The following is a 19,842-nucleotide window of genomic DNA, read 5'->3' as shown; positions in this document are numbered from 1 at the left end:
TATGACGTCCTCAATATCGTTCTCCCGCATCGTCACGTCGATAACCGGATGCTGTGCTGCTATTTTGCTGATTTGTTCAAAAACAGAAGCATTATTCCGAGAAAACTGATAATGCTTGCGCTTTCCTTCATTGAATCAATTGGGCACCGGGAATAGATATAGGATGGATTGGATCGGCAAATTCAATCGTCACCTTCTGCCCCCCGCCTAACTGCTCCTTCAATTGCTTGACCTCGCCGTCATAAACTAACTTCCCTTTGTTCACAACCAGCAATCGGGGACAAATCTCATCGATATCTTTCATATCATGGGTTGTCAGAATGATAGTTACTTTTTTCTCCTGATTTACGGTTCGCAGAAACTCCCGTATCCGGTCCTTTGCCATAATATCCAACCCGATCGTAGGCTCATCCAGAAATAAAATGTCGGGCTCATGCAAGAGGGAGATCGCAATTTCTGCGCGCATCCGCTGCCCCAAACTTAATTGACGTACAGGCTGTGTGATGAATGAATGCATGCCCAGCAATTCAATGTATTTATTATAATTTTCCTTGTATGATTTAAGGGGTATTTTATAAATATGCCTGTGCAAATCAAACGAATCGGCGACAGGAAGATCCCACCACAACTGACTCCTCTGTCCAAATACAACTCCGATATGCCGATTATTTTCTCTTCTCTTTTTATGCGGATTGTTTCCGCGAACAAGAACATGGCCCGAAGTGGGGACAAGAATGCCTGTCAGCATTTTAATAATTGTTGATTTGCCTGCACCATTTTGCCCAAGCAGTCCAACGGCCTCTCCCTTGGCTATTGAAAAAGAGATCTCTTCTACTGCTCGATTAATAGAATATTCCTGAGTGACCAAATTGCGAAATGACCCCCAGAACCCTTTATATCGCTTATATTGCTTATATTCCTTTACTACATCATGTAAAGAAATGATAGCCATCATTACACTCCTCTATTTTCTAATAGTTGGAAATTCAAAAGGATTATAACAAAGAAAAAAAGTTTCTTCAATAATGAATACTATTGGCAATATCATTCAGCATTTTATTCGTTGAACAAAAAAAAGCCCGCACCCTAAAGGTACGAGTCGATGACATCTCATAAATTATTCCTTACGAAAAGAAACGATTCCCACGTCCTACTTCGACTGCAATTCCAATGGTACCCAGTCTTGCTGACGAAACTTTTTTACTCTATAAAATACATTTTGCCATCCACTTCGAGGGATACCGAAGACTGTGCCAAATCTTCTTTCAGCTGCTTCGCGTAAGCCACCACTTGATCAATCGATTTTTTATCGAGCTTTTCGGCGAAAGCGTAAACAATCGTGACGTTTTCCTTAATCAAAGTCTTATCTTTATCGACCCAAGCTCCTTCCCCATCCACAGCGGTAGCGCCCCCAAACCATTCCGAGAAATTCGTAAGCGCCTCATCAACGAATCTTTGCTGTGCTTCCTCGGTAATCGGGATGTTGCCCTTTACCGTAGACGGTACGTAGATTTTGATCACGTGACTAAGATGAAACTTGCCATCAAGCGCACTGCCTGTAATTCCGGCTGTCTCAGAGCCCTCCGCACTGTAAGACTGCTGGACAGGTAAGAATACGAGAGTCAAAAGTACAACAAATGCCGCCGCAATCATCCAACTCTTTTTATTCATTATCGATGTCTCCTTTACTATTTTCTCACCGAGAGATTGCTTACGAAAAACTTTTCACTCCGTCTTCATACCAACCGGTCGGTATTTAGGGATCATTATACATTTCAAAATATGTTATAATCAATGGGTCTTCAGAATTATAAAAGGAGATTTGGAAATGGGAAATCAGGAGCAATCACAGAAAACAATCGATAGATTAATTAAGTCCGGAGTAGAGCTGTTCTCCCGCCAAGGCTATTCAAATACAAGCATCGAGCAAATCGTAAAACACGCAGGTTATTCAAAAGGCGGCTTTTATGCTCATTTCACTAGTAAAGAGGAATTCTTGCTTACCATCATCAAGGAAGGAATCGACTTTTATTTTGATGAATTAAAAGCGGCATTGGCACGGAAGGATCAGAATATGCTGAGCAATTTCAAGGAATTTTCTCTACGGTTAATCAGAGAATCTTATGAGCAAGGTTCCTCGTTATTACTGATTCATGGATGCATGAACTCGAATGAGCTTCCCCTGGTCAAGGAAAGGCTTATTGAACAAATGGAAGAATGGCGACAATTCCTCACGCATTTTTTTCAAGTGATGAAGGACGAAGACCTTATTGGAAGTCCCCTGGACGCGAGGATTCTTGCTACAGCATCCATGGCCTTATTTAATGGAATTAATCTGCAGCACTTTGTTGACGAAAGAATTAAACTGGAGGAAATGCTGCTCGTAATCTTCGAGCTGCTTCAAATCCGAGAACAATAGCTATCTTCGAAACGTCAAATTTGGATGCTGAATTTAGCACAGGATTGGTTGATGAACGGACAGCGGGGCGAGGAATATCGGCCGAATAACCCCTCATGACGGTCTGCGGCTGCATCTTTTATCTGCTTCCCGTTCATGAGGGTACCCTCTTCGGCCAACTCTTTTTAGAGGTCCAAAATATATTGAGCAGAGTTCACAGTCTTGGAAATAGTGACTTCATCCACCCGCCGAATGTCTTTGGAAACATATTCGTCCGCGAATTGCGGTTCTTTAAGCCTGACGGTAATTTCATAAGGGCCCGGGAAGTAGAATGGTTTCCGATCCTTGAACTGCAGCGCCCGTTCCACGTCGGCCCTAATTTGTCTTGCCGATTGTTCCGGGTGAAGACTTCTAACCTTGCCGTTGGGATGCCCCCATTTGACAACCGTATTAGGCAGATCCGGTCCCAACAACTGTCTCGCCTCCTGGACAGCGGCAAGATCACCGCTAATATAAGCCACAGGAACGCCATAATCGCCGGCTATAAGGGCCATTTGGCCAATTTCACCGTAGACCTGTCCGCAAATTTCATAAGACTTCCATTTCACATGACTTTGAGTATGCGGCATTACCGCAAGAGGTGTTCCTTCCATAGCGTGGTAACCAACAAGAAGCAGCGCATGGAAAGATTCGTCCAACGAAGTTAATATATTTGTAGAAGAACCGGGTTTTTCGAGGATTGCAGACGAATGGAGCTTCTCCCAGAGCAAGTTGTAATCCGAACCGCCCCCATGCCCGTCATTTACAATAACTGTACTTGCGCCGGCGGCCAGTGCTCCCTCAACCGCCGCGTTAACTTCGTTCGTCAGTATGTTCTGATAGTTCCGATAATAAGGCGTCCCTTCCTTAACATGATCCCAATGATAAGCCAGACTGATGCCTTCCATATCTGTAAGTATATAAACCTTCATTTGTCGCCCCTCCATTTCCATGAAACATTAAGAGCAAGCTTTAACGCTAAAAAATAAGGGATGCATCGACATCGTCCATAACAATTCCTGCGCACAAACCCTCGAAATTACGTATTTCATCATAATAATACCACTGTTTCAAATTATAGGGTATTTCTTTTGGTTTGCTCATTTTTGCACATGTGACATGGAATATTCGAGCTTGTATTGCTGTGTTCTCCTGCCCGTTACTTCAACGGGCAACGGCAGCCAATCTTGGATTGACTGCCGTCGTTATTCATCAGCCGGCATCTCGAAGGGCTTGCCACTCATGGATGGGCCGATTCATGATTCCCCTTCTTCATCCGGATCAGAACGTAGGCTTGACGATCATAAGAAGGATAATGGCTATCGCGATGAGGTTTGCGACCCGATCGCGAACTTGCTTTTTCTGAAGCAACGCCGCATGCTCGCGGGGGATGTCGCTGTCCTCCGTTTGCCCCGCTACTCTGTTCATTTGCTTCAAAATCGGCTCTACCGCCGTGATGGCATATACGCCGGATACGAAAAATAAGACCAAGGATGCGATATACCATTCCAACCGAAACAACCAAGGATTTATCCACCCCATCGACAACCCGGAGAGAAGGATCAAGCCGAAGGAAGCGTTGGCGTTCCGATTCAATCTGCTCACGATCCGGTGAGCATAGCGAAGCTGCTCCGCCGTCTTCGCTTTCCGCAAAATCATATTAAGGAGAAAGACGGGTCCGACACCTAAGATAGCCGACAAGATATGAATCACCAATAATGCGGTATAAAGATAATGCATCGTATTCCTCCTTTTACTTACTGCCCGTCACATATACGACCGCTCGACAATATAAGGCGGATTCCGCCGCATCCATTAGGACGGAGGCGAGGCGTCTCGTAAGAGCGGTCATTCGATGGCCCCGTCGGACTCGTTGAGCCGATAGCGGCAATCTTCATAGGCACTTCCCTCCCACGAAAATGGTTATTGATCGTTCTGACGAACTTTCCTATGGAAGTTGGTTAATATGACTTTTAACAAATCCATAAACTCCTTATACCCCGACTCGTCAAGATCAATACCGGCTAATCCCGCTTCCATTACCTCAGCTAACGCTTCTTCGATCTTCGGCACGATGGCCTTACCGTCATCCGTCAAATAAATGTTTTGGTTTCGGAAATCGACGGGGTCGATTTCTCTTCGGACATAACCTTCTTTCTCGAGCTTCCGGATTGCTTTGGCCGTAGTCGTCTTGTCGACCAGCAGAAGCTCGCTTAACGTTTTCTGATTTAATCCCTCCTTCTTAGCTAGCATGAGCAGAAACATATGCTGTCCGAATCCGACCCGCAGTGGGGCAAGCCTGGCGGAGACAAGAATCTGCAGATGGCGGTAAATGGCGGCGATTTCTTTCCCATACGCTCCATGCTGGAACAGATCACGATTCATCATAACCTCGACTCCATTAGTTTATTTTCCAACTTTATGCATAATACTTGAATTTATAATGCATTGTCAACTAATTTTGCAATAAAAACCACTGTGATATCGGCACACATGCATAAAATGCAATCAGCCTGTATATCACAGTGGTTTCTCTTATTTATGAACAAACTTTCTCATTACTTCGATCATTTTTCCATTACATTTGACCGACTACATCCATTCACACCGCTACAACTACTTAATCAACTGCACTTGCTGTATCCGCAGTTAGAGCAGGTTTTGCAGCCCTCTACGTTCAGCAAGGCGACGGAGCCGCAGGATGGGCAGATGTCCTTCGAGCTGACGCCGGGCATCGGGATTTCGAGAGAAGCGGTGACGGGAGCTTCCTCATTGACCTGTGCCGACGTTGTAGCCATCTCCTGCTCGGCGGTGGAACCGATATGCGTCTCCAGTGCTTTGGCCACCGCATCGGCGATCGATTCTACCCGATTGACGCCAAAGCCGATGGCTCCGGAACCGCCGATTCCCTTCAGGTGCTTGATCAGCAGGCTGACCTTGTTTCCGTGGTCCCCGTAACGGAGGAACAGCGAGCAGACGCGCCCCAGCGCTTCCGACATGGCGAAGACATCCGATCCCGCTTTGCCCACGTTCAAGAAAATTTCGCTCGGAATACCGTCCAAATCGTTAATCGTAATGTAGGCCATACCGAACGGCGTGTTGATTTTGTACGTGGCTCCGCGCAGCACCTGCGGACGGCTCTTGTACTGCTTGTCGAACACTTTCGGTTCCACGGCGGCCGCAGTAACGGACAGCGATGGCAGCACAGCCGCATCATTCCCGCCTGCCGCCGTTTGGGCAGCAGCCGATGCCCCGGCTTCGGAGCTTGCTGTGGAGTCGGCTTTCGCTTTGTCCTCCTTCTTGTCCGTGGACAGCACCTGCACGTCGCGGCTTCCGTCCCGATAGATCGTTACGCCTTTGCAGCCGAGATCAAATGCAAGCTCGTACAGTTCCTTCGTCTCCTCGACGGTGAAATCCGCCGGACAGTTGGCCGTCTTCGAAATCGAGCTGTCCACCCAGCGCTGGATAGCTGCCTGCACACGGATATGGTCCTCCGCCGACAGGTCCATCGCGGTTACGAAATAATCCGGGAGCTCTTCATTCGGATGACTGTCCTTCCATTCCTGGGCAATCGGCACGTATTGCTTGTCGTAACCGAGCCGGCTTTGGCGGAAGTATTCGAAGGCGAAGTACGGCTCGATCCCTGTCGATGTGCCCACCATCGTTCCCGTGCTTCCTGTCGGTGCTTGCGTAATAACTGTGACGTTGCGCATTCCTTTATTTCGAATAGCCTCTTCCACTTCGGGATAAACGGCTATCATGTTTTTCATAAATCCGCTTTGCAGGAATTTATCGGCTATGAACTGCGGGAAAGCACCTTTCTCTTCGGCAATTTCGGCCGATGCGAGATAGGCTTCCTTGGCCATAAATCCATACAATTTATCCAGGAATTCCATCGATTCCGGGCTGCCGTAACGGATTTTCAGCTTGATCATCAGCTCCGCCAATCCCATGGAACCGAGCCCTATGCGGCGTTCCCCCTTCTGATTGCGTTCGTTCTCCGGGAAGTGATAAGGAGTCTTGTCGATGACATTATCCAGAAACCGGGTGGAGTAACGGACAACCTTGCCAAGTTCTTCCCATGCCACGTCATCATTGGCCTCATCATAGAATTTCGACAGATTGATCGCAGACAGATTGCACACTCCCCAAGCCGGAAGCCCCTGCTCCCCGCATGGATTGGTACAGATAATCGGGTTGAAATACCAACTGTTGGACATTTCATTATAGTATTCAATAAAGACGACACCCGGCTCCGCCGATTTCCAGGCGGATTCAATGATCGTATGCCATACTTCTCTCGCACGAACGGTACGGTATTCCTTGACCTGCTTGCCGGCTTCCTTCCACTTCTTCAAATCGCCGTCCCATACATCGTTATAGTCCGGATCGTTCGTATCGGGGAACACAAGCGGCCATTCCAAATCTTCCTTGACAGCCTTCATGAAATCGTTGCTTACACAAACCGACAGGTTGGCATTTGTGATCTGCCCCATCGTCTGCTTAACGGTAATGAAGTCAAGCAGGTCCGGATGCCAGTCGTTGATCATCAGCATAAGTGCCCCGCGCCGGCTTCCGCCCTGTTCAATTAGACCAGTCGTATAGCTGAACAGTCCGCCCCACGAAACAGCACCGCTGGAGGAGCCGTTAACTCCCTTGACAACTGCCCGGCGCGGACGCAGCGAGGACAGGTTAATGCCGACTCCGCCGCCACGCGACATAATTTCGGTCATCTCGGACAAGGTATTCATAATTCCGCCGCGGCTGTCATGCGGTGACGGAATGACATAACAATTGAACAGAGTCAGTTCATCGCTCGCGTCGGCCCCCGCTGCAATCCGTCCTCCCGGAACAAGCTTCCAGTCATCAAGGATATATCTGAACTTTTCTTCCCATTCCCGCTGCTTCTCCGGAGTCGCTTCAACAGAGGCCATAGCTCCGGCCAGCCGGTCCCACATCTGATCGGGAGTGCTTTCCTTCGTCAGAGTGAGCTTCTCGATCGTCGATTCGACCACCTCTCCTCTGCGAAGCTTGACTGTCACGTTACGGCCTTCCCTGCTTATAATTTCCCCCACTTCCTTAGCCGGAAATTTGGGGTCATCCTTCGTCAGTACAAGAACAACATCCCCTACCTTGGCGTTGCTCGTATCCGCATCCTTCATTGCATAACGGTCCAGAAATATTTTTTCGCTTAATCCTTCCAGACGTGTCGTCTGTGCAGCTCCCATTTATACGACCTCCTATAAATAATCAAGCCCTGTCGTTATCGTCCCGTTCCTGCACTGTTTACACAGTGTCCGAAGGCAGAAAAAAGAGACTTAAGGCGTCGGGTATGAGCATCCAATCCCGCCTCATAGCCCCCAATGTCCATATATGACAAGGATAAACGGATATCGCCGTCCTTTGGACAGGCCCGTTTACCGATGAAATATAAGAACAAGTATAAGGTGAAACTTATACTTTCTTATATTTTGATAAAAGACGATAGTTCGGGCCCTTTACGCACCCTGTCTATATGTATAATATTACAACATATTGTGTGCGATATCCATTATACAACACTATATATAGTACTACTAATAACCAAACATCCAAAAAAATCATTTAGCCTGTCCGCAAATGATCTTTTCTTTTATTTTCTCTATTAAGCTCATTTTTTTAAATCAGGCACCTGAACGCAAGTCAAAAAATAGGCCTTGACAAGCCCCCTGTCATCGGCGGAAATTCCATTCGTCGGTGCCGTACTTCGCGCGGACCAGACGCTCCGCCAGCTCCTTCTCATAAAGAGTCAGTTCCGCTTCTTCCAACCGGATGTCCATTCCTTCCGCTATGCCGCGGACGAATGCCTGCTCCACTTCTTCCAGCTTGACGGGGTTCATCCCACGCTCCCTGCGAAGCTGATTGATGGCCACCGCTTTGGACTCGAAGCTTTGCTCAAGCCGCTCCTTCAAGGCTTCGCTGCGAAATTTCAAAAGCGAAAACAACTGCTTTACGTTCAGATCAAGCAAAATCGATCCGTGCTGGAGCACAACCTCCTTCTGCCGGACCTGCGCGCTGCCGGCCACCTTGCGCCCTTCGACAACCAGCTCGTACCAGGACGGGGAATCGAAGCAAGCGGCTGAGCCCATAGACTCATATTTCGCCTTCTCTTCTTCGGAAGCGAGAGTCACCATTTCCGCATCGAGCCCCAGGTTGATAAAGCCGTTAAGCAAGCCCTGACTCAACACACGGTAAGCCTCCGTAACCCTTCTGGGCAGCCCGGGATACGACTCGGCGACAATCATACTGTAGGTCAGCTCCCGGTCGTGAAGCACCGCCCGTCCTCCGGTCGCTCTGCGGACAAACCCGATTCCCTGCCGCTTAAGCTCCTCGAAATCTACTTCATTCCTCGCTCTCTGAAAATACCCGATACTGAGCGATGCCGGACTCCAGCCGTAAAACCGCAGCGTCGGAGGAGTCCGCCCTTCGCTGTGCGCTATGAGAATAGCTTCGTCCACCGCCATATTCATCGCCGGGGCTTCCGCCCCCGAACGGATCCATCTCCATTGATTCATTATGTATCCAGCCTCTTTTCCGTGTGCTAGTTGTTGCCCATTCTTTCATCATAGCGAAAATCCCCCCTGTTTTCCACCTCCAACTAATGGATGGTTTGCCGTCCGAAAGTTATGAAACCGGGGCATTATGTTCATACTAGACACAAGAATAAATGGCTTTTCAAGCGGGAGGAGACTATGACCAGATCGGATAAGACGGAACATGTTCGAAGCATCAACGACAGGCTGCAGCTATATTTCGACCGCGGCTGGATGGAAGACTGGCAATCCCGCATGGACAGGAACGGACCCTGGGACAGCTGGACGCTGTATCAATTGGCCGTAGAGGCCGAGAAGGCGGCTCTGATCTCCAGCTTCGACGAACTGCAGTGTCTGGCTCATACGACGCAATTGGAACCGATGCCCCACCAAATCGATACGGCCAAGAAAGTGCTGTACGAGATGAGAGGCCGGGCGATCCTGGCTGACGAAGTGGGGTTGGGTAAAACCATTGAAGCCGGGCTCATCCTGAAAGAATATATGGTCCGGGGACTCGTCCGCAAAGCTCTGATTCTAGTTCCGGCCTCTCTCGTGCTGCAGTGGGTCCGGGAATTGAACCAGAAATTCGGTATCCCCGCCGCTGCCCAGAAGAAAGCTTACATGTGGACCTCCTGCGACGTTATTGTCGCCTCGATGGATACGGCCAAACGGGATCCCCACCGCAGCATCGTTCTCCAGCAGGAATATGACATGCTGATCGTGGATGAAGCCCATAAGCTGAAGAACAAGAAGACCACCAACTACCAATTTGTCAAAGAACTCCGCAAAAAATATTGCCTGCTTCTCACGGCCACTCCGATTCAAAATGATATGAGCGAGCTGTACAACCTGATAACGCTCTTAAAGCCGGGACACCTCGGGGGACAGGGAAGCTTTGCGACCAATTTCGTCGTAGACAAGCGGATTCCGAAGAACGAGGACCAGCTTCAGCAGGAGCTGTCCAAGGTGATGATCCGCAACCGGCGGAGCGACGGAGGCATTTCGTTTACTAAACGACAGGTCAATAACCTGCTGCTGACGTTATCCCCGGAAGAACAGCGGCTTTATGAAGGGGTAACCGATTTTGTCAAAGGCAGATACAACGCGGCCGGGGGCAATCTGAGCAGCATCCTGTCCCTTGTGACGCTGCAGAGGGAAGTATGCAGCAGCAGGGATGCGGTGTTCGTTTCTCTGGTCAATTTATTCAAGAAAACGGCCGAAGACTCCCCCGACCGGGTGCGAATTTGGGAGCTCGTGGAGATGATCCGCGGCATTCAGGCGAATACCAAGGCGGAGAAAGCGTTGGAGATTTTGCAGAGCATCGGGGATAAAGCGATTATTTTCACCGAATATCGGGCGACACAGGAATATCTGCTCAAATTTCTCAAGGATCATGGCATAACGTCCGTTCCTTACCGGGGAGGAATGAACCGGGGCAAGAAGGATTGGATGATGGATCTGTTCCGCAACCGCGCCCAAGTGCTTGTCGCGACCGAGGCAGGGGGAGAAGGAATCAACCTGCAGTTCTGCAACCATATCATTAACTTCGACCTTCCCTGGAACCCGATGCGCGTGGAACAAAGAATAGGAAGAGTGCATCGTCTCGGCCAGTCCAAGGATGTTCACATCTTCAATCTCTCTACCAAAGGAACGATCGAGGAGCATATTCTATCGCTGCTTCACGAGAAGATCAATATGTTTGAGCTGGTCATTGGCGAGCTGGATGTCATTCTGGAGAGATTGGACAAAAAAAGCTCCATAGAAAGCGATCTGATGAAGCTTTTCCTGGAATCGCGGGATGACGAGGAATTACGCAGCAAAATGGATGAATGGGGCCAATCGATTCTTTCCATCCGTGACGAGGTTCAGAAAGAAATTGCCCCCATGCTTTCGGTATTGAACGGAATTAGCGGGCCGGCAGCGGACCAGGCGGGAGGGCGCAGATGAATACGAAACAAATTCAGAAATACGTCATGCGCTATCTCGAGGCGACCGAGTGCCAGATCATTGAAAAAGGCCGCTCCTACGTAACCGTCAAGCTGTCTCCCGAAGCGGACAAAGATTTGACCGGCCGGTCCTATTATTGGAGCTTCGTCGAGCGGACCGGTGCCGAGCCCGAGACGATGACCTTTCAATTCGTCTTCGATCCGGAAGGGCTGAAGAACGAAACGGATGCCGAATCCGCTTCTTCCCCACAGCCCTCGACGCCGCCTCAGGACAGCATTCTTGGCCGGTATTTCGGCCATGTCTCCGCCCAGACCGTAAGAAGGCTCCCCCAGGATATATTGACTTACGGCAGCCGCAGATTGGAGCAAATCTTCAACGTCGTCCGCGGCAAGGGAAAGTTCGTCCGGCTGTTCGAGGAAAACCGCGGGACCGCTAACCGGCGACCGCAAGCCGTCGGGTATACTTCGTGGTTCGGAGTCAATTTCAAGGTGGAATTCACTTGCGACCTAAAGAGAGACGAATATCATTCATTCGGCTTCAATCTGTGCAGCGGTGAATTCATGGAGCACTTTCACGAGCAGATGGAGAACGTGAAGCTGACCCCTCTGCTGCCGACCAACATCCACCTCCTCCCGACCCGGCATACCGTTGCCAAAGCCGTCAGCACGATGGAAAACCATCTGGAGAAAAAGATAAAGCGCTACGATCATTCTTGGGCGGACGAAGCATCGGAACGGCTGCAGGAAGAGCTGGACCGAATCAAACATTATTATGAGGAGCTTCTGCAAACTGCGGAACCGGAGAAGAAGCCGGAGATGGAACAGGAATATCGGGGCCGCCAGCAGGAATTGGAGTGGCAGTATAAGCCCCGGATCGTAGTTTCCGTCATGAACTGCGGATTATTTCATCTCAAGGACGGAAAGGCCCCACTATCTGACGAAAATCGCTAAAAGCTTGCAAGAAAAGAACTGAAAAAAAAACAGGTCCGGCAACAGATTTAAACAAACTTTTTCATCGGGTTCCGATACACTGGAATACAGCTAGGAAAACAAAACTATTTGAACAAGGGGCGGGTAAAGGATGAATAAAATATGGATTTGGCCGCTGCTGCTCCTGCTTGGTTTCGTTGGTTATGCGGTATTCCCGCAAGCTCTCTCCACCGCTGCTTCCATCGATAAGGTGAAGGCCGAAGGCATGGAGGACAAGCTGTCTGTCCGGCCGGAGGAAGGCTCCCTGCCGGTTGCCGGCAGCCCCGTCTCCAACAACGATTACCAGCTCAAGATGGAGGATGCTTCAAGTGAGGCAAGGGACGAAGAGCCCTCCAACTATATCAAAAATGAATATGCACAAGCGGGAATCTCCGCTCAGCCGGAGCTGGATCAGCAAATCGACAAATGGATTGCTTCCCTCTACGATCAGCCCGGATTCGATACATGGAAAGGGGCGAGCCGCGAGGTTCTCCCTCTCGGCCCCGGCCTGCACGGCTGGGTGGTGTTATTAAACCAAGGAGACCGCCAGGTCGGATACTTGATCGTGAACGCTGCAGAGGACGGCGGTTACCAGTTGACGGAATACGGAACGGGCAGCAAGCCTCTCTACAGTATGCAAACACTGTACCAGGGATTGGTACAGTCCGGAATTATCGATTCATCGGTTTCTTATGTTGATTTTGCCGCCGATCTCACAATTCGCAAAGAAGCCTGCTATTCCAACGGATTACAGGCACTGTGGAAAGTAACGATAGATGACAAGCTCCATTACTTCGATGCCAAATCGGGAGAAGAGCTGCCTGATCTGTCCGAATGGCTGTCTTCCCGCCCATCCGCGGAGACTATCTTTCAAAGGGAACCCGCCAAGCCAAAGGAGAAAGTACAATCCTTGGAAATGCCCGAATTCGACCCTTTCGAGCATGCCTATTGGCTAACGGGAAAACCTGTTGAGGACCTGAATGCAGAGAATGCCTTCTTCAAGCTGTCCTCCATGAATCAAGTTACTTATACCGCACGGTTGTTTGCCGGTAAGGTCTACAATCCTTATGCGGTAACCGGAGTTCACCTCTGGAATGACGGCTCGCTGTATGCGGCTCTGGATCAGGATGGCCCCCGTTATTTCATGTTTGAACAGCTTCAACAAACGGGTCAATGGTTTCAACAGCCGCAGGAATGAGAAAAAAAGCTCTGCCCGCGACAAGCGGTGCAGAGCTTTTTACTTTTTACGTTTGCGCTGATCATAATACATCCGTAGAGAAACAGGAATCAGCCCGAACCAGCGAACCGTCCACCCCTCCATAGATTTCGCCTGTTTCCTTTGCTGCTTCCTTTCCCGTCTGATTTCACGCGGGGTGTCGATATAAGTAACTACTTGCTGGGTAATATATTTAACCAATTCATCCGATTTCACCATGGCACTCCTTCTTTCCTCCAATGGATCGTCAGCTTGCCGTCCAGAGGGCAGCATCTCCCGCCCCTTTCAGTCACCAGCATTCCCCTTTTCTCTGCATCTTAATCAAAGAGAAGCCGAAAAGGAGCACTGCTATTTGCAGTCTCCTATAAATGATTCGATTCTACACTCCGGTATGCAGAGCGACGTATAACAACGAATAACGGGCAATTGATTTGGTCCACGCACTTACGTTGAGTGCGACGATAAGCGCAGTTAAGTATATTAAATCCGGTCAAGTGATTTCAATCCACGTACTCGCGTAGAGTGCGACCTCCAGCAGGGGAGCCGGAAAAGCCTAAGAAGGAGACCATTTCAATCCACGTACTCGCATAGAGTGCGACATCCATTTAGGCTGCTGCTTCCTAAATCCGATTATTTCAATCCACGCACTCGCGTAGAGCGCGACTCAGATCCGCAACGGATTTCATAAATTCGATATTATTTCAATCCACGCACTCGCGTAGAGTGCGACACTTGGAAATTTAGGGGTTTGCTTAAGAATCACTCCAAATTTCAATCCACGCACTCGCGTAGAGTGCGACTTTCAACCGGTCGATCTCAAGACAAACTTCGTGTTGATTTCAATCCACGCACTCGCGTAGAGTGCGACTTTGCGCGGCGCCCCGGTTTGCTCCATTTATGTAGAATTTCAATCCACGCACTCGCGTAGAGTGCGACCGATTTCTATCTTACAACACCGGATCACACTCACGATTTCAATCCACGCACTCGCGTAGAGTGCGACCTTAAGTCCATTATAGCAGATGGAAGGGGATAAAGGATTTCAATCCACGCACTCGCGTAGAGTGCGACATACAACGGATAGTAGAATCCGCTGTAAAATAGGATTTCAATCCACGCACTCGCGTAGAGTGCGACTTACCTGTACAACAGGGTTCGGAGAGGTCCCGGCGATTTCAATCCACGCACTCGCGTAGAGTGCGACCGAGGTTCTTTGTCCCTTTGCGGATAGCATCCCTATTTCAATCCACGCACTCGCGTAGAGTGCGACACTGTACGAAAGAAATCCTAAACCAAAAGAAAAATTTCAATCCACGCACTCGCGTAGAGTGCGACTATCCGCGTGTTTTTCATCCGTCTGCTCAGCGACATATTTCAATCCACGCACTCGCGTAGAGTGCGACTGGAGGAACTGGCTGAATTCGCCGCAGCTGACACACTAATTTCAATCCACGCACTCGCGTAGAGTGCGACAATGGCACGCGAACTTATTCTTTGATACAGCCCCAATTTCAATCCACGCACTCGCGTAGAGTGCGACTGCCGTGGGAGGTTGCCGTTGTTGCTGTATGTTGCCGAATTTCAATCCACGCACTCGCGTAGAGTGCGACGCTTTACGAATATCTCTCTGGACCCGGCATCAGCATTTCAATCCACGCACTCGCGTAGAGTGCGACGTCCATCAGATGGCAATCGACGTGTTGACCGGCGTTAAATTTCAATCCACGCACTCGCGTAGAGTGCGACCGATGAGTTTAGGGAATCTGGATTCAAGGTCAGCATTTCAATCCACGCACTCGCGTAGAGTGCGACAACATTACTTCGTTGAAAAAACGAAAAGCCAGATATTTCAATCCACGCACTCGCGTAGAGTGCGACGAGGGGCCGTATTATTCAGGTGAAGATTGGGTGATTTCAATCCACGCACTCGCGTAGAGTGCGACATTGTGCCGGGGAGCTGCATCCATTGGAAACGCCGATTTCAATCCACGCACTCGCGTAGAGTGCGACTACCTTGAACTGGTGGCACAAGCCAACGAAGACATTTCAATCCACGCACTCGCGTAGAGTGCGACTTCAATCCACGCCCGCTTGTAGCAGGCGACTATATTTCAATCCACGCACTCGCGTAGAGTGCGACACTGCCTTTGTTTTCCCAATACGGACGATGTTCAATTTCAATCCACGCACTCGCGTAGAGTGCGACTACATGAATGACCTAAATGAAATGCCCACAGAGGAAATTTCAATCCACGCACTCGCGTAGAGTGCGACGGTACTTGTGCCACTCACATTGATACTCAGTACTTCATTTCAATCCACGCACTCGCGTAGAGTGCGACCAAAACGCAATTCTTTGGCTCCATCGTATATCCATTTCAATCCACGCACTCGCGTAGAGTGCGACAGGGTGCTGCCAAATCCAGCATACCACAAGGGCTCAAACAGTTAAAAGTGCGAATCTCCATTTTGCGAGGTTCATACTGCCAACAAAATCTGCAAAAATGCCAAAAACCCGCGTCGTTACGTCGGTGCGAGTTTCCCGGGGTTTGCATGTGAGCTATAGGTTCGCACTTCTTTAAACTATATCTCATAACGGCACTACTCATTAAAATTCCGTAAAGTTACCAGATTTAATATTATCTCTTCTAAATAAAGTTTATTCAAAACTCGCTATCAACAGCAGACCGTACCTTTCCTAACTTTTTAGATTTAAAGGTCAATGAATGAGGACGAGGCGCTCAAGGACCTGCAAAAGTGCAGGTCTTCGGAACGATTTAAGCCAAAAACAGCAAAAGACGTGCAATTGTGCAGGTAAATTCAGCCATTTTGCGGATTTTCAGCGTTTTGCGGAAAAAGACCTGCACTTTTGCTCGTCTTTCCCGAGATTTACCGGAATTACGCAAAATGACCTGCACTTTTGCTCGTCTTTGGTGCCAGTAACGAAATCGGCCCCTAAATATTGTAAACATCTGGCATTTAAAAAACCGCCCAGAGGGCGGTCTAACAATTATCAGATTTTCTCAGGCGATTCCAAGCCGATCAGGGCCAGGCCGTTTTGAAGCGTAATCTGCACGCTCTTGACCAGTGCCAATCTTGCTTTGCGCTGTTCTTCATCATCCACTAGAATGGGGCAATTATGGTAGAAGCGGTTGAAGCTCTGAGCCAAATCGACCAGATAACGGCTGATGATTGAAGGCTCCATCTTGACCATGGCCTGCTCTACCGTCTCCGTGAACAGTGCTATCTGCTTTGCTGCCGCATAGGCTTCCTCGTTCAGCAACAGCGAAGCATCGAACGATGCGCCTCCGTCCGGAAGCTCTGTCGATTGGCCATCGTTGGCTTTGCGCAGGACGCTGCAGCAGCGGGCATGGGTATACTGCACATACGGTCCGGTCTCCCCATCGAAATTGAGAGCTTCTTCCCAAGAGAAGACGATATCTTTAATCCGATTTGTGCTCAAATCGTTAAAGATAATGGCACCAACGCCAACCTGACGGGCCACCTCATCTTTATTTTTCATGTCCGGATTTTTGCTTTCGATAATTTCCCGAATTTTGGAGATCGATTGTGTAAGCAGGTCCTCAAGCATGACAACGTTGCCCTTACGCGTGGAGAGCTTGGCTCCTTCCAGGCTTACCTTGCCGAAAGCGACATGCACCAGATCCTCTGCCCAATCGTAACCCATCAGTTCAATAACCTTAAACGTTTGCTTGAAATGAAGGCTCTGCCCCGCATCGACGACATAGATCGCCTTCTCGAAATCGTAGGTGTTCTTCCGGTACAGGGCCGCTGTAATATCCCTTGTATGGTACAGGGTGCCTCCGTCTTTCTTGATAATTAAAGCCGGGGGCATATTATAGTCGTCCAGACGTACAAGCATCGCTCCGTCGTCTTCTTCCAGAAGCTGCTTGTCTTTCAGCTCCTGAACGACCGCGGCCATCTTATCATTGTAGAAGCTTTCTCCCGCATAGGAATCGAAGCTGACCCCCAACAAATCATAAATCTTGTTGAATTCATTCAGGCTGATCTCGACAAACCATTTCCACAGCCGGATCGCTTCTTCATCCCCCTGCTCCAGCTTGACAAACCAGCCGCGGGCTCTATCCTCCAGTTCAGGATGAGTTTCCGCTTCATCGTGAAATTTGACGTAAAGCCTCAGAAGCTCGCTGATTCCTTCCTGCTCGATGGTTTCCGCCTGGCCCCATTCCTTATAAGCGACAATCAGCTTGCCGAACTGGGTTCCCCAATCTCCGAGATGGTTGACCCGAACTACATTGTACCCGAGGAATGAGAAAATTTTATAGAGCGCATTGCCGATAATTGTCGTGCGCAGATGTCCGACGTGAAACGGCTTGGCGATATTGGGAGAGGAATAATCGATGACAATCGTCCGGCCCTGGCCCAGGTTCTGGGAACCGAATTGCTGTCTCAAGGAGAGTACGGAGGCCAACTGATCTTGAACAAAACTATCTTTCTTCAAATATAAGTTGCAATATCCCGATACCGCTTCAACCTTCTCCAGCCAATCAGCCTGCTCCAGCTTGGCCTTAAGGTCTTCAGCAATCGCTTGAGGAGCCTTGCGCAGAACCTTGCTCAGCTTGAAGCATGGCAGCGACAAGTCTCCCATGTCCGGATTCGGCGGATATTCCAACATTCCGGCAATCGCAGCCTCCTCCATTCCTTCCAAAGAGGGAACGAGGTAGCCGGCTACCTTATGTTTATACTGAATCATGTTCGCTTTCGTCCTTTCGGGCTATGAATATAGGAAATCTATGCAATAAAGCACCCCAATTAGGGGTGCCCTCGTAGATTATGTAATGGTGCGGTCGAGAGGACTCGAACCTCCACGGGGGTAAGCCCACACGGACCTGAACCGTGCGCGTCTGCCAATTCCGCCACGACCGCGAATGGTGTCTGCCGTCTTCTGCTTCGTCTTAAGTAATTATTGCGGCGACAAGAAGTAATATACCATGACTGCTTATAGGTTGTCAAACCTTTTTTTTAAAAAAAATTTAACCTACTATATATATTCAAATAAATCCCAAAATTGACTTGCGTTTTACGATTTTTTCCATTACAATAAAAACAAATATACGAACGGAGGTTCGCTATTATGACGACAAATACATTAGTCCGCAAGCCGCAGCATATTACGATGGAAGAATCCGATTTGGTCAAGGAAGCTGTGTTACTGCCTGTTCTGTTGACCATGATCAGGCGGGATATGGACCGGATGCAGAATTCATCGGCTTCACCGCATAGGCTCTGCCTTCCGAACATTGTCGTCATGCAGAGGATGCTCGAGATGATTCAGATTGATCTCGTCCAGCTCAAGCAGCGGCTGAGATCAGCGGGCATCCGGATATATAGCGAAGTGAAGGATGCCCAAGGCATACGCTGTAAATACATCTGCCGTGAGAACAGAGGCAGCCTGACCTTGTCCCGCAGCATGGTGAAGGCTGAGATCAGCATTCTTGCCGGGAACTATGTCCATTCCCGTATCTAGCAGCCTTAATCGGCCAATAGCTGCCGTTTCATTATTGGCCGGCGTTTCTCTCCCGCCAATAATTCAAATTACGCTGGGCCGATGAATACGCAGCCTCATATACCGTACGGCCGATCATATGCCCGAGCAAGGTGGCCGTACCGGCATATTGGCACGCACGCCCCGTCTGGGTCGCCGCGATGATGATGGCATCCGTCGTCGTTCCGGTTGCCGTTCCTTCCCCGTCACCCGCTTGTACGCGCAAGTCCTGTAGAGCAGCTGTCTTGGCTTCTGTTGCCGTTATGACCGCATTGACCATGGCCGAATCGGTCATTGCGGCTTCCACTATGACAATCGTGTTAATCGTGCCGGGGAATAACGATTGCCTTTCCCGTCTGGAACCTGCTCTTGCCGGATTGCTCAACCCTGCGGTAACTATGGTGCTTACCCGGATTCCGGAGTCCTCCGCCTCGCAACGTCCCGCATCCGCTACCCGGGCCGCTGTCAGCATTCCGGCCGTCTCCGCGGGGGCAAGACCTGCGCCCTGCAGAAATTGCTCCATCTCCAATACTGGGTCGTCACAGCAGTAATTTTTGCTCACCTGCCGATTTATCAGATACCGGCATTCGGAGAATCCTCCTCCCCAGATGGAGGAATTTAAAGTATACAGCGATTTTTCCGATGTGATCAGAAGATAGGGACTGCCGTTCTGCTCGACGAATGCTTCATTTACTCCGCTAATGATCGTCATTCCGGCAGCTTCCGCTCCTCATTGTACGGTTGGTATATATAATTTCGGTCCAATTTGATGACTTTCCGGTTCATTTTGCGGATTAGTACCGTTTTATCGTCCCAGGCCATAACGAAGCCTCTTACATCGTTGGCAGGGTCCGCATCTCTGACCACCCTTACCCTCGTTCCATCCAACCGATAACGATCCAGTTCTTCATCCGAAATCATATTTATCGCCTCCCGACTTAATTTATTGCTCCTGTTATTCATCTCTTCATGCCGTATTAATTCGTTGCCCTTGGTATAATACCAAATGCTCCCGATTTGTTTTCTATTCACGGCCTTTTGGCCAGGCCTCTTGATCTTCTTTATATCCATAGTAAGCTAATTCATGTAGTTATGGCCAACGGACATACATAACATGGTTTCTTCGGGGCAATATAGGATATAAGGTTGGTTTTTTTGCTCTATATATACAAAGT

16 protein-coding genes, 1 tRNA gene and 1 CRISPR repeat array are annotated in these 19,842 nt (G+C 49.2%); of the genes, 5 read left to right on the top strand and 12 right to left on the bottom strand.

All coding sequences use genetic code 11. From position 1 onward, the window contains the following. Positions 1-127: 127 nt before the first annotated feature. Positions 128-955: an ABC transporter ATP-binding protein gene (locus FS806_RS09935; RefSeq protein ID WP_222126635.1), complete on the bottom strand. Its 828-nt coding sequence runs from the start codon at positions 953-955 to the stop codon at positions 128-130. Between the two features lie 245 nt (positions 956-1,200). Further along, complete coding sequence (locus tag FS806_RS09930) at positions 1,201-1,671, bottom strand: DUF3574 domain-containing protein (RefSeq protein WP_144935273.1); 471 nt, start codon at positions 1,669-1,671, stop codon at positions 1,201-1,203. Positions 1,672-1,828: 157 nt separating this feature from the next. On the opposite strand from FS806_RS09930, the gene FS806_RS09925 reads away from it, so the two are divergent. After that, complete coding sequence (locus FS806_RS09925; RefSeq protein WP_144935271.1) at positions 1,829-2,419, top strand: TetR/AcrR family transcriptional regulator; 591 nt, start codon at positions 1,829-1,831, stop codon at positions 2,417-2,419. Positions 2,420-2,583: 164 nt separating this feature from the next. On the opposite strand, the gene FS806_RS09920 is transcribed toward FS806_RS09925, so the two are convergent. The 5 genes from FS806_RS09920 to FS806_RS09900 form a co-directional block, all read right to left on the bottom strand. Beyond that, on the bottom strand, positions 2,584-3,369 hold the full coding sequence (locus FS806_RS09920) for a M55 family metallopeptidase (RefSeq protein ID WP_186328306.1): 786 nt from the start codon (positions 3,367-3,369) through the stop codon (positions 2,584-2,586). A gap of 349 nt (positions 3,370-3,718) precedes the next feature. Continuing rightward, positions 3,719-4,177 (bottom strand): DUF2269 family protein, encoded by a 459-nt coding sequence (locus FS806_RS09915; RefSeq protein ID WP_144935265.1) that lies wholly within the window; start codon positions 4,175-4,177, stop codon positions 3,719-3,721. A gap of 183 nt (positions 4,178-4,360) precedes the next feature. Further along, entirely contained in the window at positions 4,361-4,825 is a 465-nt protein-coding gene (locus FS806_RS09910) for a MarR family winged helix-turn-helix transcriptional regulator (RefSeq protein ID WP_260982048.1), read from the bottom strand. 236 nt (positions 4,826-5,061) lie between these two features. After that, on the bottom strand, positions 5,062-7,665 hold the full coding sequence (locus FS806_RS09905) for an adenosylcobalamin-dependent ribonucleoside-diphosphate reductase (protein WP_144935262.1): 2,604 nt from the start codon (positions 7,663-7,665) through the stop codon (positions 5,062-5,064). A 483-nt stretch (positions 7,666-8,148) separates the two neighbouring features. Further along, complete coding sequence (locus FS806_RS09900) at positions 8,149-8,991, bottom strand: lipoate--protein ligase family protein (RefSeq protein ID WP_144935259.1); 843 nt, start codon at positions 8,989-8,991, stop codon at positions 8,149-8,151. 177 nt (positions 8,992-9,168) lie between these two features. Here FS806_RS09900 and FS806_RS09895 point away from each other — a divergent pair, with 177 nt between their 5' ends. The 3 genes from FS806_RS09895 (at position 9,169) to FS806_RS09885 (ending at position 13,122) form a co-directional block, all read left to right on the top strand. After that, the gene (locus tag FS806_RS09895) at positions 9,169-10,956 is read left to right on the top strand and encodes a DEAD/DEAH box helicase (protein ID WP_144935257.1); all 1,788 of its coding nucleotides are present in this window, start codon (positions 9,169-9,171) and stop codon (positions 10,954-10,956) included. Next, a complete protein-coding gene (locus FS806_RS09890) occupies positions 10,953-11,906 on the top strand; it encodes a YqhG family protein (protein WP_144935254.1) in 954 nt (317 codons plus the stop codon). Before FS806_RS09895 ends, FS806_RS09890 begins: the two co-directional genes overlap by 4 nt. A 130-nt stretch (positions 11,907-12,036) precedes the next feature. After that, on the top strand, positions 12,037-13,122 hold the full coding sequence (locus tag FS806_RS09885; RefSeq protein WP_144935251.1) for a hypothetical protein: 1,086 nt from the start codon (positions 12,037-12,039) through the stop codon (positions 13,120-13,122). Positions 13,123-13,161: 39 nt separating this feature from the next. Here FS806_RS09885 and FS806_RS09880 read toward each other — a convergent pair whose 3' ends face one another. The 3 genes from FS806_RS09880 to FS806_RS09870 all read right to left on the bottom strand — a co-directional run bounded on the left by FS806_RS09880 (position 13,162) and on the right by FS806_RS09870 (position 18,048). Then, a complete protein-coding gene (locus tag FS806_RS09880) occupies positions 13,162-13,380 on the bottom strand; it encodes a YqzE family protein (RefSeq protein ID WP_260982047.1) in 219 nt (72 codons plus the stop codon). Positions 13,381-13,637: 257 nt separating this feature from the next. Further along, positions 13,638-15,547: a CRISPR direct-repeat array (repeat unit 32 nt; unit sequence ATTTCAATCCACGCACTCGCGTAGAGTGCGAC). A gap of 606 nt (positions 15,548-16,153) precedes the next feature. Further along, positions 16,154-17,872 carry an arginine--tRNA ligase gene (gene argS / locus FS806_RS09875; protein ID WP_397347176.1) on the bottom strand — a complete coding sequence of 573 codons (1,719 nt, stop codon included), beginning with the start codon at positions 17,870-17,872 and terminating at the stop codon, positions 16,154-16,156. Positions 17,873-17,961: 89 nt separating this feature from the next. Continuing rightward, a tRNA-Leu gene (locus FS806_RS09870) sits at positions 17,962-18,048 on the bottom strand. A 208-nt stretch (positions 18,049-18,256) separates the two neighbouring features. Here FS806_RS09870 and FS806_RS09865 point away from each other — a divergent pair. Then, complete coding sequence (locus FS806_RS09865; protein ID WP_144935246.1) at positions 18,257-18,649, top strand: YhjD family protein; 393 nt, start codon at positions 18,257-18,259, stop codon at positions 18,647-18,649. A 31-nt stretch (positions 18,650-18,680) separates the two neighbouring features. On the opposite strand, the gene FS806_RS09860 is transcribed toward FS806_RS09865, so the two are convergent. Together FS806_RS09860 and FS806_RS09855 are read right to left on the bottom strand one after the other, a co-directional pair. Beyond that, positions 18,681-19,379 carry an adenosylcobinamide amidohydrolase gene (locus FS806_RS09860; protein WP_144935244.1) on the bottom strand — a complete coding sequence of 233 codons (699 nt, stop codon included), beginning with the start codon at positions 19,377-19,379 and terminating at the stop codon, positions 18,681-18,683. Further along, positions 19,376-19,588 carry a hypothetical protein gene (locus FS806_RS09855; protein ID WP_144935241.1) on the bottom strand — a complete coding sequence of 71 codons (213 nt, stop codon included), beginning with the start codon at positions 19,586-19,588 and terminating at the stop codon, positions 19,376-19,378. Before FS806_RS09855 ends, FS806_RS09860 begins: the two co-directional genes overlap by 4 nt. Between the last annotated feature and the right edge of the window lie 254 nt (positions 19,589-19,842).

Origin of the sequence: Paenibacillus sp. 32O-W, assembly GCF_007679495.1 — a bacterium.
GTDB lineage: Bacteria > Bacillota > Bacilli > Paenibacillales > NBRC-103111 > Paenibacillus_L > Paenibacillus_L residui.
This window is presented reverse-complemented; position numbering and strand designations above follow the sequence as displayed.

Coding starts and splice junctions, on each gene's coding strand:
- FS806_RS09935 (WP_222126635.1), bottom strand. CDS start 955: ATGATGGCTATCATTTCTTTACATGATGTAGTAAAGGAATATAAGCAA.
- FS806_RS09930 (WP_144935273.1), bottom strand. CDS start 1,671: ATGAATAAAAAGAGTTGGATGATTGCGGCGGCATTTGTTGTACTTTTG.
- FS806_RS09925 (WP_144935271.1), top strand. CDS start 1,829: ATGGGAAATCAGGAGCAATCACAGAAAACAATCGATAGATTAATTAAG.
- FS806_RS09920 (WP_186328306.1), bottom strand. CDS start 3,369: ATGAAGGTTTATATACTTACAGATATGGAAGGCATCAGTCTGGCTTAT.
- FS806_RS09915 (WP_144935265.1), bottom strand. CDS start 4,177: ATGCATTATCTTTATACCGCATTATTGGTGATTCATATCTTGTCGGCT.
- FS806_RS09910 (WP_260982048.1), bottom strand. CDS start 4,825: ATGATGAATCGTGATCTGTTCCAGCATGGAGCGTATGGGAAAGAAATC.
- FS806_RS09905 (WP_144935262.1), bottom strand. CDS start 7,665: ATGGGAGCTGCACAGACGACACGTCTGGAAGGATTAAGCGAAAAAATA.
- FS806_RS09900 (WP_144935259.1), bottom strand. CDS start 8,991: ATGAATCAATGGAGATGGATCCGTTCGGGGGCGGAAGCCCCGGCGATG.
- FS806_RS09895 (WP_144935257.1), top strand. CDS start 9,169: ATGACCAGATCGGATAAGACGGAACATGTTCGAAGCATCAACGACAGG.
- FS806_RS09890 (WP_144935254.1), top strand. CDS start 10,953: ATGAATACGAAACAAATTCAGAAATACGTCATGCGCTATCTCGAGGCG.
- FS806_RS09885 (WP_144935251.1), top strand. CDS start 12,037: ATGAATAAAATATGGATTTGGCCGCTGCTGCTCCTGCTTGGTTTCGTT.
- FS806_RS09865 (WP_144935246.1), top strand. CDS start 18,257: ATGACGACAAATACATTAGTCCGCAAGCCGCAGCATATTACGATGGAA.
- FS806_RS09860 (WP_144935244.1), bottom strand. CDS start 19,379: ATGACGATCATTAGCGGAGTAAATGAAGCATTCGTCGAGCAGAACGGC.
- FS806_RS09855 (WP_144935241.1), bottom strand. CDS start 19,588: ATGATTTCGGATGAAGAACTGGATCGTTATCGGTTGGATGGAACGAGG.